Genomic DNA, 14,360 nt, shown 5'->3' with positions numbered 1-14,360 from the left:
GGCCGCATGACAAGATACTGAATTTCAATAAAACTAGTGTTTATTAGTCAAGTTTTATCGACTAAAAGCGAGATCAGACATTCTCTATTGGACTGGATTCATGGAAACCGAAGAATTCACCCCACTTGGCTTTTCTGATCTGACCAGTGACGAAGCATTTATTGTATCCGCTTTTAGATACTGGCAATCTTCCGGCTCGACGTCGACGGAAGCAGAAAGTAACTTGGCCGACATGCTGAAATATGATCGGCTGCACAACGGTCTCTTTTTGTTGTTCGACCTATTCAGAATGCTTCCAGACCAATATAGCCGACACCAGACGACCGACAGCGCCCTTTTGACATCGGTTGAGGAGGACTTGCTGGAGGAAATCGGTTCCTTTAACGCCAAGTCGAAGCGATGCGTCCAAGCGTTTCAGCAAGTCATGGAACAAGCAGGTACAACTGTTCGGCCCCCGTCGGAGATTCCACGTTCCGGTTACGACCAGCTTGTAGAGATTATTGATCGAAAAGCGGCGAAGGTATTCGACGCACTTTACCCAGGCTATCTTGCGAACTGAATGCAAAAACAGGAGCGCCCCCGCCCCCGACAAGGACGATATACGGCCTCAATTCTTCGTGATTCAGCGCCCACGCTGAACTGATATTCAGTCATCGGGCAAATTTCAGCTTGGCCGCGGACCCGTATAGCGGGATTGCGGTCTGATAAGCCTTCCCGTGCGTTCCTGCTCCAGTACATGCGCAGTCCATCCCGCCATACGACCGGCAGCGAACACATTGGTAAAACTGTCGCGCGGGAAACCGACCGTTTCGAGCACCAGTGCAGTATAAAACTCCACATTGGTTTGCAAAGGACGAAGCGGCTTTTTCTCCTTCAGAAGAGCCAATGCGGCCTCCTCCACTTTGCCCGCGAAAGAAATGCGCGCGGAGCCATCGTTCAGGATAGACAGGGCCCCCTTTAATACGTCGGCTCTCGGGTCACGAACCCGGTAAATACGGTGGCCGAAGCCCATCAGGCGCTCCCCGCGAGCCAGCGCATCCTGCAACCACGGCTCGATATTTGCATCGGTTCCAATCGCATCCAGCATATCAAGCACCGGGCCCGGTGCTCCGCCATGGAGCGGTCCCTTCAAAGCGCAGAGCGCACCGACAACTGACGAAAAAAGGCCGGCTTCCGTCGAGGCAATCACACGGGCCGTGAAGGTGGAGGCATTGAGCCCGTGATCGGCAACCGTAGTCATGTAAGTATCGAGCGCCCGTACCTTCTCCGGCGAAGGCTGCACACCGGAGAGCATCCGCAGGAAATCTGCCGAATGGGCGAGTGAGCTATCAGGCGCAATCGGCGCAAGTCCCTGCTTGTTGCGAATGATTGCTGTGGCAAAGACCGGGACGGCTGCAACAGCAATAATGTGATGTGGTCTTTTTTCATCATCCGGCAGCGACGATAGGAGAAGGCGAAGTGCCTCCACGGCAGAGAGGTGCGAAAGAGCTGGAAGCAAAGGCTGCATCAGTTCAAAGACGCGTTGCCTTGCTATGCCCAGTTGGTCGCGAATGTCCCGTGCAGTGACGATTGGCGAGGTTTGCTCCTTCCAAAATAATTCCAACACCTGCTCGAAGGACCAGTCAGCCAGTTCCGCTAGGTGATGGCCTCGAATGACCAGTTCGCCTGCCTGTCCGTCCACATGGCTCAGCATGGTTTCCGCCGCGACAACATCATCAAGGCCTGGAGCCGAAGCCTGGCGAACAATAGCAGGGGTTGCGGACATGTCATTCTCCTCGGTTCAATGCGAATACAGTTGAGGATGCCGCCGTGTGTATATATGGTCAATCTTGATTCATATAATCAATACGAGATCAGAATGCAGTATCCCGACAAGTTCATGACTGCCGATCGCGCTTCAGTCGAGCTTGGTATCAGCCGGGCAACACTTTATGCCTATGTGAGCCGTGGACTGATCCGCACAAGCAGTGCTTCGGATGACCCTCGCCGCAAACTCTACAGCGCACATGACATTGAGTTACTGAAGAAAAGGAAGGCCGTTGGACGGCGTCCGGGACGGGTAGCTGCCAACGCGCTTGATTGGGGACTGCCTGTTCTGGAGTCGGCCATTACCGAAATCGCGGAAGGCGCCTTGCGCTATCGCGGTCATAGCGCTCTTGATCTGTCCCAAAAAGCGACCTTGGAAGAGGTGGCGTGTTTGCTATGGAATTGCAGCGAAGCTGATCCATTTACCGATCCGAAGGCTTCTCCTCCGTCATGGCCACAGTCGGTTTTAGACCTCGCCAGAAATCTGCCGCTGACAGAACGATGTCAGACACTTCTTCCCCTTGTGGAAGCCGGTCGCCTTACCGCATGGCGGCGCGACAACCGGCGTCTATGGTCTGGCGCTGCGGTCATATTGCGGGCTGTCGCCGGAGCCTGCACCTCAAGCCAGCCGAATACCCAGCCGGCTCACCTGTTTCTCGCCAATGCCTGGCAAACGGATGCTCTGGGTGCTGATCTGATCCGTCGCGCACTGGTTCTACAAGCAGATCACGAGCTTAATGCATCGGCATTTGCCGTGCGGGTTGTTGCTTCAACGGGCGCTTCTCTGGGTGCATGCCTGAATGCAGGGCTTTCTGCGCTGAGTGGTCCCTTGCATGGTGGTATGACCAGCCTTGTTGAGCTGCTATTCGATGAATTGGATCAGAATAGCGACATAGAACGGGTAATCGAAGAACGTTTGCGTCGGGGTGAAACCATTCCCGGCTTTCATCATCCGCTCTATCCGGATGGTGATCCACGCGCAACAGGCCTGCTCCCCCATCTTCCGCCGAATGCACGGCGTGACGAACTTCTGCAAGTAATGAATGACACCGCCGGGCAATTGCCCACCTGTGATGTGGCACTGGTGAGCCTACGGCGAAGTCTCAATTTGCCTCGCGGCTCCGCACTGGCAATTTTTGCCATTGCTCGGACTGTTGGCTGGATAGCTCATGCCCTGGAACAGAAGCTGGACGACAAACTCATCAGGCCCCGCGCGCGCTATGTCGGACAATAACGGCAGAAGATTAGACCAGCATCCGTTCCAGTTCCGGGAGCAAGCATCCACCTCCATGCCCAGTGTCAACTGTTCAGCAAAGACACTGATTGCTAACAATCATTTTGTTTCAGCACCATCGTCCATCAGAGTTTTAGTGTGCCAACAACCTGTCGGCAAATCGGGCGACTATGCGACGTCTATACTGTGCGGGCGTGCAACCAAGCACGCGTCGGAAGACTGTACAGAAAGCCGCCTCTGACAAATACCCGACGGAGAACCCAATATTTCTTACATTGGTCTCCGTGGATTGGAGCAAATCCGCAGCAAGCTGCATTCGCCAACTCGTAAGATAATCAAGCGGGGTTTGACCGACCACTTCGCGAAAGCGAACGGCAAAAGTCGTTCTGGACATGTTGGCAATCCCGGCAAGCTCTGCAACCGTCCAGCGGCTTGCAGGCTCGGCATGCATGGCAGCAATCGCACGGTAGAGCCGTTTATCGGCGAGCGCTCCCAGCCAACCGTTATGTTCATCTGAAGAATCCAGCCAGAGCCGCAATACTTGCAAGAGCATGATATGGGCTAGGTGCTCGGTCATCAGCGCACTGCCAGGCGAGTTCTGGGCCAATTCCAACACGAGCTGTTCAAGTGACCATCTAAGTACACCGGCCGGTCTGGACGACCCGCGAATGTGGATTACCGCCGGCAAAGATGCAAATAGCTGATCAAAGCGCTCTTTCTCAAAAGTGAAGCGTCCGCCGATCAGAGAAAAATCACCACCACCATTATATGTGGCCACCCCATTTTCAGCACCGTCATAAATCGACGCTGCCTCAATCGCTGGCAGTCCGAGCTTGTTTGTCGCAACAACGGGATAGCCGCGTGTAAGCAGCACACAATCCCCGGCCTCAATCCAACGTGGCTCCACCTCACCCTCGACAGTAAGCCAGCAGCAGCCCTTCATTGCCGCGTTAAATTTTATGCCTTCATGGGCGGGAAAACTGATTGCCCAGTCTCCACCCGCCTCAAGGCCCACACTCAGCGTGCCTTTGGGCTTCAGTAAAGAAAGCGCATTGGAGAGAGGGTCCATACCTGAAATCCGAACGATCTAGTAACAAACCAGTACTTCTTAACATGGATTGTTCAGTTGGCACCTCTTATTTTTGTACAAGCCATTCCGGGCAAGCAACATCTATTGGAGAGCAAACATGACAGATCACCAAAAACCGCTTCATTCCGGCTTCAACGCAGACAGTTCAACAATGGATGTCATTTCTGGCGTTGACCTCTCAGGCAAGCGTGCAATCGTAACCGGAGGACACTCGGGTCTTGGCCTCGAAACAACCATAGCCCTGTCGAAAGCTGGCGCCGCTGTGACCGTTGCATCCCGCAACGTCAAGGAAGCACGCACTGCGACCGGTAACATTCCGAAAGTCACGGTCGAACAACTCGATCTGTCGGATTTGCAGAGCGTCCAGGCCTTTGCTGAAAAAGTCCTCAAGGAAGGCGAGCATATCGATATTCTCATCAACAATGCTGGCGTCATGGCTGCGCCCGAAACACGGGTTGGTCAAAACTGGGAAATGCAGTTCGCAACCAACCACCTTGGCCATTTTGCGCTGGCAAACCACCTGTGGCCGGTTTTGTCCGGTGGTGCACGCGTCATTTCGGTCTCTTCAGCCGGGCATCACTTCTCGCCGATCCGATGGTATGACCTTAATTTCGCAGATGGTTATGATAAATGGGTTGCTTATGGTCAGTCCAAAACGGCCAATGCACTTTTTGCTTTGGAGCTGGACAATCTTGGACGCGAAGAAAGCGTTCGAGCCTTTTCGCTGCATCCCGGAAATATTGTTACCCCACTGCAACGACATCTGACGATGGAAGAAATGCTGGCAGCCGGCTGGATCGATGCCGATGGAAATCCACTTATTCCACTCAAGTCACCCGAACAAGGCGCCGCGACGGCCGTTTGGGCAGCAACAACGCCGCAACTTGACGGTCTTGGTGGCCTTTATTGCGAAGATTGTGACGTGGCCATTCGCGCCAATGATACGACGCCGCCTTTGGTAGGCGTGAAAGCCTATGCGACCGACACGGACGAGGCGAAACGTCTTTGGAGAGTCTCAGCCGAGCTCACAGGTGTTAACGCTTTTGCAAAGGGCTAGCGCAGTTTGTGTCAGCTTACGCGCTGAACACAAACAAGAACCCTATACATAAGATCATTGCGGCACGTGGTAAGGCGCCGCGATGGATCGGCACCAGACCTATCCCTGAACCAGAAGCCAAACAAGCTTCGATAGCGCACATGTGCCTGCATTTCATTCTAGCCGCCCAAAACAGTCACCCCGACGCGAAACCCGAAACCGGAAACACAGATGAAAGAAAGAAACATTGCGATATCCAGTATGTTCTTCATGCTGGGACTATGCTTTGGCAGCTGGAGTTCTCGTATTGCATCGGTCAGAGACGCGCTTTCGATGTCGGATAGTATGCTTGGAAGCGTGCTCTTCGCATTGACGATAGGCTTGTTGATCTCGCTGCCGGTATCAGGATGGGCTATTGCAAGGATTGGGAGCAGGCTTGTCGGCGTAGCGACGATCATTATGATCGCTGTCCTGCTTGCCCTAGTACCGTTTATCACAAGCATCGCCCAGCTCGTGGTTGTAGTATTTGCTTTTGGCTTTTCATACAGCGCCGTCAATGTTTCGAATAACACGCAAGCCAGCATCATGGAGAGGTTGAGTGGCGAAACGAAACTACCATTCTTTCATGGCCTATGGGGACTGGCGGGCTTCGTCGGCGCAGGCATCGGCGCTTTGACACTAGGTCAAGGCATCAGCATGTCCCAGCATTTCAGTCTGATATCAACCATTGCGATTGTCTCTGCCTTTGCTTGCTGGCGTTATCTCTACAATGAACCATCCCTCGAAACGGCTGGAAATGCTTTCGCAATACCGGACAGATCTCTCTTAAACTATGGCCTGATCGCCTTCTTTGGCATGGCATGTGAGGCGATTATGTATGACTGGAGTACCGTCTACTTTCACGATGTAGTGGCACCCGACCAACGCTATGTGGGCCTCGGCTTCGCAATGTTCATGGGTGCAATGACAGTCGGGCGGCTGTTTATCCTCAACAAGTTCGTTAATCGGTTCGGCATAAAGAGAACGCTACAATGGAGCGGTGCGTTAACGCTTGCCGGATTCGCAACCGCTGTCGCTTTTCCAACTCTTATACTGTCAATTATCGGCTTCTGCCTCGCGGGGATCGGTATCAGTGGCGTCATTCCGTTGGTGGCTGGTGCTGCCGCCAGATCGTCGAACATGGCACCAAGCTCTGCGATAGCATCGGTTCTGACCATCGGTTTTGCCGGGCAAGCAAAATCCCGGAATAGCGTCGAAAGCACGATGACCACTAGGTGTGGCGTGCGATCGCCAAATCTTGATTAACTCCGCTCAAGTTTGATTGAAAGAACCATCATGAGTCAAAATCAATCCGGCCAAAGCCACTTCCCGTTTTCTTTTTGCTCGTGCCAAGGGAAAACAAAACCACTCCCATCGCTGAATCTTAGCTTCATTTATAAGCACACAGAGGACAATGCCCGCGGCGATCGATGGCGTTTCTTTAAAGCATGGCGGGCGAATCCGCTGCAAATTGCTGCGCTCGCACCCTCTGGCGCGGCTCTCGCTCGGATAATTATCAGTGAGCTCTCACCTGAGACTGGAAGAGTTCTCGAGCTGGGCCCGGGAACCGGAGTATTCACGCGCGCAATCCTGGCGCGAGGGATCAGCGAAGCCGACTTGACATTGGTCGAGTATGAAGAGGCGTTCGCCACCCTACTGACGGATCGATTTCCAGAGGCTGTCGTACTCCAGATGAGCGCAGCTTCTCTGATGGGTGATCCGCGTTTTCAGCAATCGGACTTTGGGGCCGTGATCAGCGGTCTACCGCTGCTTTCGATGTCATCACGCACCGTATTGAAAATACTTAGAGGCTCTTTCGCGGCACTGAAAGACGACGGGGCGTTTTTCCAGTTCACCTATGGCCCGGTTTGCCCCGTACCCCGCAGATTATTGGATCGGTTAGGCTTGAAGGCAACGCCCATCGGCGGCACATTTGCAAACATTCCGCCTGCCCGTGTTTACCGGATCTCGAGACGTTCTATCCGCAGCAATCCATAGCAACATCACTGCGTCTGAATTCAGGCGCGATGCCATAACTCCACGCAGGAAAAATTGCGTTACGATGAGTTGGCATCATGGAAATCTATGCATAACGGCCGACCGCATCAGACCAATCTCGCCCGCTTTTAATAATAAAAGCGGCTGAACACATACGATTAGATATCCGCTTTCCGTCGCCAATTGTGAACCATAATATACTTAATTATTTGATGATTTTCTCATTATATAAAGAAATTTTGATCGTACTTGAATATAGAATAATCCGATAAACAGAAATAAGTTAGTTTTCTTGTTTAATAGTTTCAATCAATACATTCGAAAAACTTTCGTTAATCTCGCGCAAAAAGATGATAAATTCAGTCAAGATAAGTTGACGATATCGCGCCGCGGCTATATGGTTTGATGAACAGTCTGTCACGCTGCAGCGTGAACAACACATTGAATTGATTTATTTGGCTGGCTTTGCTGATGCGGGGCCTTCTGGAGAGGATTTGTTTGTCGTGACCAGACTCCGCCGTCAGTGTAGCTCTCTTAGTCCGCTCACCTGTTACCTATTGCAAACAACATCAGTCTTGGCGGCCACTTTGGCAATGGGCAGTGCTGCCTTTGCTCAGAATAGTTCCGGCAATACGACTCAACTTGCCCCCATCATCATTGAGAACAGCGGTGACATCGGCGGCGTTAGCGAAGATAATTCTACCGTCATGGCCAAGCAGAGCCGTGGCGCTACCAAGATTGCGACGCCTATTCTCGAAACGCCTCGTGCTGTATCCGTCATCACGCAGAAAGAGCTGGAAGAGCGCGCCACCAATAGCATTGTTGAGGCTGTAAACTATACTGCGGGCGTAACCACTGCGTCTACCGGCTTTGATCCCCGCTATGATGTCATTATGTTGCGCGGTCAGATCCTGTCACTCAATGGCGATTTCCGCGACGGGCTGCGCCAATATTATGTCAATTATGGCAACTTCCCGACAGAGCCCTATTCGCTCGAGCGCGTTGAGGTCATCAAGGGGCCGGTGTCCGTGCTCTATGGTGCCGGTTCTCCTGGCGGCATCATCAACAAGATATCCAAGAGCCCAACAGAAGAAACGTTCCGTGAAGTCGGCGTGCTCTACGGCACCCAAAGTCGCGCGCAGGCAACATTCGATTTTGGCGGACCGGTTAGCGAAGACAACAACAATTTCCTATATCGCTTCACCGGTCTCGCACGGGCTGGCGAAACCAATTTCGACATTGCCGATGACCGCTATATGTTCCAGCCATCCTTCACCTGGAAACCGGACGCTGCCACATCGCTCACGGTTTATGGACTGATACAATCTGACGAATCTGACGCCAGTCCGAGTGCTGTCGTCACACCAAGCGGGCAGGTTCTCGATATTCGCGCCAGCGATCCGAAGTACGATTATCAGAAAGTGCGGCAACAGCAGGTTGGCTATCGTTTTGAACACGAATTCGACAATGGCCTGACCTTCCGGCAGCATGCGCGCTACTCACATATGGATTTACGCGCGCGTTATCTCAGCATCTATAGCTGGACTGACACAATTGCCCATCGCGGCGCGACCGCGCTTAAAGATGAAGCGAACATTTTTCAGATCGATAATCAGCTCGAAGCCAAGTTCGACACCGGGCCTCTTTCGCATACCATGCTGTTCGGGCTGGATTACACAAACCTGTCGTCATCCTTCGGCTACGGGATAGGAGCAGTCGATCCCGCTTTCGATCTGGACATTTCCAACCCTCAATACGGGCTAACGGGCGCAACGCCTGACTTCAATTACTCTCTGCTGGACATGGACCTGCGCCAGACCGGCATTTATGCCCTTGACCAGATCGAAGTGGACCGATGGCGTTTCACACTGGGTGCGCGCCAAACCTGGGTAAACCAGAAGCGCAATACCACCTATGTCAGCTCGGGAACACAAGACAGCCAGGACGTCGACGATACTGCAACATCGGTACAACTGGGCGCGCTCTATTTGTTCGATAACGGCATCGCGCCCTATGCAAACTATTCGACATCTTTCGATCCGGTCACACAGCGCTCGGCATCGGGAGACACGTTGAAGCCAACAACAGGCGAGCAATACGAAGTCGGCGTGAAGTATCAGCCTCCCGGAACAGATATCCTTCTATCCGCCGCCGCCTATCATATCGTGGAGCAGAACAAACCACAGTTGGTCGATCCCCTCACACTGTCCTATCAATCGCTGGGCGAAGTCACCACGAAAGGGTTGGAACTCGAAGCGAGAATGGCAATCTCGTCCGGGCTCGATATCATTGTTGCCTATACGCTGAGTGAGTCAGAAATCACTGAAGGTGAGAACTCAGGCAACGAGGTTGCCGTGCGGCCACGTCACACCGCGTCGCTCTGGTCCAACTATACATTTGATGAAGGATCTGTAGTCAGGGGTCTCAGCCTCGGTGCCGGCCTGCGCTTCAACAGCAAAAGCTATACTGACAATGCCAACACCGACAAGAATCCGTCGGCGCTCTATGTCGATGCAGGCATGACCTACGACTTCGGTGCCATCAACCATGATCTTGACGGTCTGACAGCCGCTGTCAACGTGCGCAATATTGCCGATCGTCGCCTCGATGTCTGCGAAAGCGGCTTTTGTTATCTCAGTCAGGGCCGCAACGTGACAGGCTCTCTTAAATACCGTTGGTAAGGTGTGATGGCGACATCTGTACAGGCTTTTGGGCGCGCTCCTTCTGTGACGGTTCGGGATCCCCACGTGCTGGACAAGGCGATTGACGAGCGCTTCGCCTATTGTCGAGGCAAGATACTCCTCGCCGCTCCAGAAGAAACGGAAACCATTCCATGCAGCGATCTGACCGATGCGACCGTGTTCGACAGTGTCATAGAGCGTTTCGCATCTTTGTTTCCAGGTGGCGATCGTCGTGCGGTTATTTCAATGTGGACGATGTATTATTTCAGCGTCGTTTCTATCTCACCGACAGTGCTGCGGCTCGTTCATGGAAAACATCTGCCTCTGAATCTGAACAGTAGCGCAGTGGTATGTACACCTGCCAACGCGGCTCCCACCGCAATTCTGCTCGACAATCCCGGTGAAGAAGGAACCGCCGCAAACCGTACCGCAGACCTCCTTGCGCTGATGCGGGATCATATAGAACCGCTGATTGAGGCTATCTGCTCCAATGCAAAGGTCGCGCCAAAACTTCTATGGAACAATGTCGCGGGCTATTATTCCTGGATTGTCGATGAGGTCGCGCATCATGTCGACCCAGTCCTCGGCGTTGCCGGACGAATGCTACTCGACGAACCACTATGGCCGGACGGCGGAAAGAACCCTATGTATGGCATGATGCGCACGACAAGCCCGTCATGCGGCGACGCCTTCAAACAACGTAAAATCTGCTGCTTGCGTTATAATCTTCCCGGCGTGGCTGGCTGCGGGCAATTGTGCCCGCTGCCCAATGGCCGTCACTAATCTCTTGTCTCAGGCGAAATACTGACCACCATTCACCGACAGCGTGGAGCCGGTGATGAAGCCGGCTGCATCAGAAGCAAGAAACAACACACAACGTGCAATCTCGTCGGGTGTCGCCAGACGGCCTGCCGGGATTTGCGGCAGGATGTGATCGTTCATGACGTTCTCGGGAACCTGCCTGACCATCTCCGTACCGACATAACCGGGGCATACGGCGTTGACCGTTATGCCTTTCCCCGCCCCTTCCTGAGCCAGAGCTTTGGTGAAACCCAGATCACCAGCCTTGGCTGCCGAATAGTTCACCTGCCCCATCTGGCCCTTCTGACCGTTGATGGACGAAATATTGATAACGCGCCCGAAACTGCGCTCACGCATCCCCTGCCAGATCGGATGTGTCATATTGAAAAGCCCACCAAGATTGGTGCTGATAACCTCATGCCACTCACCCGGTGTCATCTTGTGGAACATGCGGTCGCGTGTAATACCGGCATTGTTGACAAGAACGTTGATGACACCCAACTCCTGTTCAACCTTTTTGATCCCCTCTTCACACGCAGCGTAGTCGCAAACATCCCACTGATATGTCGGAATACCCGTCTTCTGAGAGAATGAAGCTGCGGCGTCGCTGTCGCGAATATAGGTCGCTGCAACATTATAGCCCGCTTCCTGCAAAGCTATTGATATGGCGGCTCCAATTCCGCGCGTACCTCCGGTTACCAAAGCGACTTTACGCATTTTGCTTTCTCCAGATTGTTGTCAACTCGGATGTGTGAAGGCGGCTAGTTGCGCACTCAGACTGAACGCCTGCGCTGTAGCAGGAGAACCAGCAACAGTGGCGTTCCAATCAATGCTGAAACAAGGCCAGCCGGTATCTGATAGGGAAATGCGATCATTCGACCAATCCAGTCGGCAAGAACCATCAGTCCGGCACCGGCCAGCGCGGCGCCCAGCACTTGCGGTACAGCCCGACGCAAGCCGAGCTCTCGCGCGACATGAGGTCCCATCAATCCGATAAAGCTCAAAGGTCCGACCACAAGTGTTGCCGCACTTGTCAGAAAAGCCGCCAGCGTTAACAGCGCCGAACGAGCGACTACCACATGAACACCCACCGACTGCGCCACCACTGGTCCGAGCGGTAACATGTCGAGCCATCGACGCATCACCAGTGCCAACAACAAGCCCGCGAGTCCGATCCCGGTCGCCGTAAGCGCCATTGGAGTTTCGATAAGATAGGTCGAACCGCTCATCCATTGCAGCAAGATAATGGCGCGCGGATCACCGCTGGCTGCAATGATACCGACGGCAGCGTCAAGCATGGCTGTAAGCGCGATGCCGGTTAGCAGAACCCGCTCAGGCGCGAAACCGGAACGCAATCCAAGCACAATGATGATGACCAGCACAATCAGAGCACCAATCGCCGCAAAGCCGATTTGGGCAAACAAGCCCATAACCGGTAGCATAAAGAGCGCCACAGCAACGCCCATGGTGGCACCGGCGGAAACACCCAGCACCTCCGGGCTTGCCATTTCATTGCCCGTCAACCGCTGAAGCAGTGTTCCCACGACGCCCAACATCAGGCCTGCTGCAAAAGCGCCTATCACCCGTGGAATACGATAAGGCAGAACTTCAGGCCACAAATTACTCCCTGTGAATGCCCAATTTCCGCCGGGTTCACGACCAAGGAAAAGTGCCAGCAATATCAAGACAAGCAGCAGCAGACTGACAAGCACCACCAGCCAAGACTTGACAGAGAGGGAACGTCCGGCTGCACCTCCCAACTCGGGCAACCCGCGATGCACAGCTTTCAGTCGGGGCACCAGCATCAGGAGCACAGGCGCCCCGAACAGAGCGGTGACCGCACCGGTTGGCAGAAAACCAGAGGATGCATTCGCCAATAGTTGCACCACTTCATCGGTCAGAAACAACAAGCCAGCGCCGACCAGCGGTGACCAGATAAGCTGGCTTTTCAGTGTGCGCGCTCCAGCAAGACGTGTGATCGCTGGAGCCACCAGACCAACAAAGCCAATCACGCCGACAGCGCTCGTGACCACCGCTGTCAAAGCCACGGCAAGGCAAATTGCAGCGATGCGCGCGTGTTTTACCGAAAGCCCAAGACCGCTTGCCCCGCTGTCTCCGAGTTCCATCAAGGCGAGTGGTCGCGCCATGATAAAGGTGATCAAGGACAAAGTGGCAACTTTTGGAATAAGCGATAGCGGAACCGACCAACTTTGCTGCGCCAGCGAACCGGCACCCCATATGAACAAACCCGACAAATAGCGGTCGTTCATCAGAATGAGGATGGAGGCAAGAGCACCGCACCACACACTGACGATCAGACCAGCCAGAATAAGCGCAAAGGGCGAAAAACTCCGCCGCGCACCGATGAGAAAAACGATAGCTGCGGCAAGAGCACTACCGATCAGCGCAACGCTGTCCCGGCTCAAACCCGCAAGCGTTGGAAATGCAAGCATGGTAACGACCAGTGCCAGATTGGCCCCCGCCGAAATGCCCAGCGTCGTTGGCGAAGCCAGAGGGTTACGCAGCACCTGCTGCAACAACGTACCTGCAAGTGCCAGTGCAGCACCACCTATCAACGCCGTCACCAGACGCGGTAATGTCGAATAGGCAAGCATGATAAATCGCGGATCGTAGTCTGCGCTACGCACGAACAATCTGGCTATGTCCGGGGCGATGCCATGCCATGCCAATAATCCGCCCGATAGCAGAAGGGCAAGGGCAATCAGTGGCGCCAAACCGTTTGATGATGAAGCAAGACGGATCATGCCTTACGCTCCAGTGCATTGACCAGAAGGTCCGCAAAACGTAACGCCTCCACCACCATGCCGAACATCAGAACGCCGGGCAAAACCGTATAACGGCCAGCTTTCACAAAGGGGAGTGAACTCCACAAGGGGCTTTCTTGCAGCCTTTCCATTATATCGGGAGGGACCAGCGGCTCGAAAGCGACCAGCCGCAAATTCTGGTCCATCAAGGCCAGTTGTTCAAGACCAATGGTTTCAAAGCCCCAATAGTTAGCGGCTCCGGTCCATGCATTCTTGAGGCCAATCCGACTCAAAACACTTTGATAAAGCCCGCCCCCGCCATAAATGCGGGCATGACGCATATCCACAAAATTGACCAGCGCCAACGGCGGAGCGTTCAACTGGGCAATCCGCGCGGAATAATCATCAAATTGTCGGTCGGCTCGTTCCAGAAAATCGCGAGCCTGTACTTCGCGTCCGAGCGTCACCCCCAGCGCCTCTGTCGCCGCGATAGAACGGGATAAGGCATCGCCACCCTCAGCATAAATGGTAAGTTCAAGTACCGGGCCGATAGCTTCCAGCTTCGGTTTCAGTGGCGCGAGAAACGGCGTGGTCAGAATGAGTGTCGGTTTGATACTCGCCAAAACTTCGAAATTGATCGCACTGGTAGCCCCCAGATCAGCAACGCCCGATGGCAGCTCCGGCTCAACCACCCATTTGTTCCAGTCGGCGCGCCCGGCAATCGCTAACGGTGCGACATCGAACGCCAGCATGGTGGATACCAGTCCATAATCCAGCGATACCACACGCTCCATCACCGGCTCGACATCCGCCCGGGCAGATGAACCGTTCGCCAGACACAGACCTACCGTAGCCTGAAGAAGACTACGGCGCGTCAGAAAGGAAAACGAAGCAAATTCAGACGTCATAG

12 protein-coding genes are annotated in these 14,360 nt (G+C 53.9%); 7 read left to right on the top strand and 5 right to left on the bottom strand.

Features of this window, described 5'->3' with window-relative positions:
* Positions 1-100 precede the first annotated feature (100 nt).
* Positions 101-559: a hypothetical protein gene (locus ACTJKP_RS19800; protein ID WP_078340074.1), complete on the top strand. Its 459-nt coding sequence runs from the start codon at positions 101-103 to the stop codon at positions 557-559.
* A gap of 105 nt (positions 560-664) precedes the next feature.
* Here ACTJKP_RS19800 and ACTJKP_RS19795 read toward each other — a convergent pair whose 3' ends face one another.
* Positions 665-1,765 carry a citrate synthase/methylcitrate synthase gene (locus tag ACTJKP_RS19795; RefSeq protein ID WP_440631884.1) on the bottom strand — a complete coding sequence of 367 codons (1,101 nt, stop codon included), beginning with the start codon at positions 1,763-1,765 and terminating at the stop codon, positions 665-667.
* Positions 1,766-1,858: 93 nt separating this feature from the next.
* Between ACTJKP_RS19795 and ACTJKP_RS19790 the strand changes: the two genes are divergently transcribed.
* Positions 1,859-3,040, top strand: coding sequence for a citrate/2-methylcitrate synthase (locus tag ACTJKP_RS19790; protein ID WP_440631883.1), 1,182 nt, complete (start codon positions 1,859-1,861; stop codon positions 3,038-3,040).
* A 133-nt stretch (positions 3,041-3,173) separates the two neighbouring features.
* Here the strand turns inward: ACTJKP_RS19790 and ACTJKP_RS19785 are convergent, their stop codons facing one another.
* Positions 3,174-4,109 carry an AraC family transcriptional regulator gene (locus ACTJKP_RS19785; protein WP_440631882.1) on the bottom strand — a complete coding sequence of 312 codons (936 nt, stop codon included), beginning with the start codon at positions 4,107-4,109 and terminating at the stop codon, positions 3,174-3,176.
* Positions 4,110-4,227: 118 nt separating this feature from the next.
* Here ACTJKP_RS19785 and ACTJKP_RS19780 point away from each other — a divergent pair, with 118 nt between their 5' ends.
* The 5 genes from ACTJKP_RS19780 (at position 4,228) to fhuF (ending at position 10,667) form a co-directional block, all read left to right on the top strand.
* Positions 4,228-5,187 carry an oxidoreductase gene (locus ACTJKP_RS19780; RefSeq protein ID WP_440631881.1) on the top strand — a complete coding sequence of 320 codons (960 nt, stop codon included), beginning with the start codon at positions 4,228-4,230 and terminating at the stop codon, positions 5,185-5,187.
* A gap of 210 nt (positions 5,188-5,397) precedes the next feature.
* Positions 5,398-6,471, top strand: a complete 1,074-nt coding sequence (locus ACTJKP_RS19775) for an MFS transporter (RefSeq protein ID WP_440631880.1) — start codon at positions 5,398-5,400, stop codon at positions 6,469-6,471.
* Positions 6,472-6,501: 30 nt separating this feature from the next.
* Positions 6,502-7,203, top strand: coding sequence for a class I SAM-dependent methyltransferase (locus ACTJKP_RS19770; protein ID WP_440631879.1), 702 nt, complete (start codon positions 6,502-6,504; stop codon positions 7,201-7,203).
* A gap of 593 nt (positions 7,204-7,796) precedes the next feature.
* Complete coding sequence (locus ACTJKP_RS19765) at positions 7,797-9,884, top strand: TonB-dependent siderophore receptor (protein WP_440631898.1); 2,088 nt, start codon at positions 7,797-7,799, stop codon at positions 9,882-9,884.
* A 6-nt stretch (positions 9,885-9,890) separates the two neighbouring features.
* Entirely contained in the window at positions 9,891-10,667 is a 777-nt protein-coding gene (gene fhuF, locus ACTJKP_RS19760) for a siderophore-iron reductase FhuF (protein ID WP_440631878.1), read from the top strand.
* Between the two features lie 9 nt (positions 10,668-10,676).
* Here the strand turns inward: fhuF and phbB are convergent, their stop codons facing one another.
* From phbB to ACTJKP_RS19745, 3 genes are read right to left on the bottom strand one after another with little or no spacing between them, the layout of a single operon-like run.
* Complete coding sequence (gene phbB / locus ACTJKP_RS19755) at positions 10,677-11,402, bottom strand: acetoacetyl-CoA reductase (protein ID WP_440631877.1); 726 nt, start codon at positions 11,400-11,402, stop codon at positions 10,677-10,679.
* 56 nt (positions 11,403-11,458) lie between these two features.
* Entirely contained in the window at positions 11,459-13,450 is a 1,992-nt protein-coding gene (gene fhuB, locus ACTJKP_RS19750) for a Fe(3+)-hydroxamate ABC transporter permease FhuB (protein ID WP_440631876.1), read from the bottom strand.
* Positions 13,447-14,358: an iron-siderophore ABC transporter substrate-binding protein gene (locus ACTJKP_RS19745; RefSeq protein ID WP_440631875.1), complete on the bottom strand. Its 912-nt coding sequence runs from the start codon at positions 14,356-14,358 to the stop codon at positions 13,447-13,449. Before ACTJKP_RS19745 ends, fhuB begins: the two co-directional genes overlap by 4 nt.
* Positions 14,359-14,360: the final 2 nt, after the last annotated feature.

Origin of the sequence: Brucella sp. 22210, assembly GCF_052045675.1 — a bacterium.
Lineage (GTDB): Bacteria > Pseudomonadota > Alphaproteobacteria > Rhizobiales > Rhizobiaceae > Brucella.
This window is presented reverse-complemented; position numbering and strand designations above follow the sequence as displayed.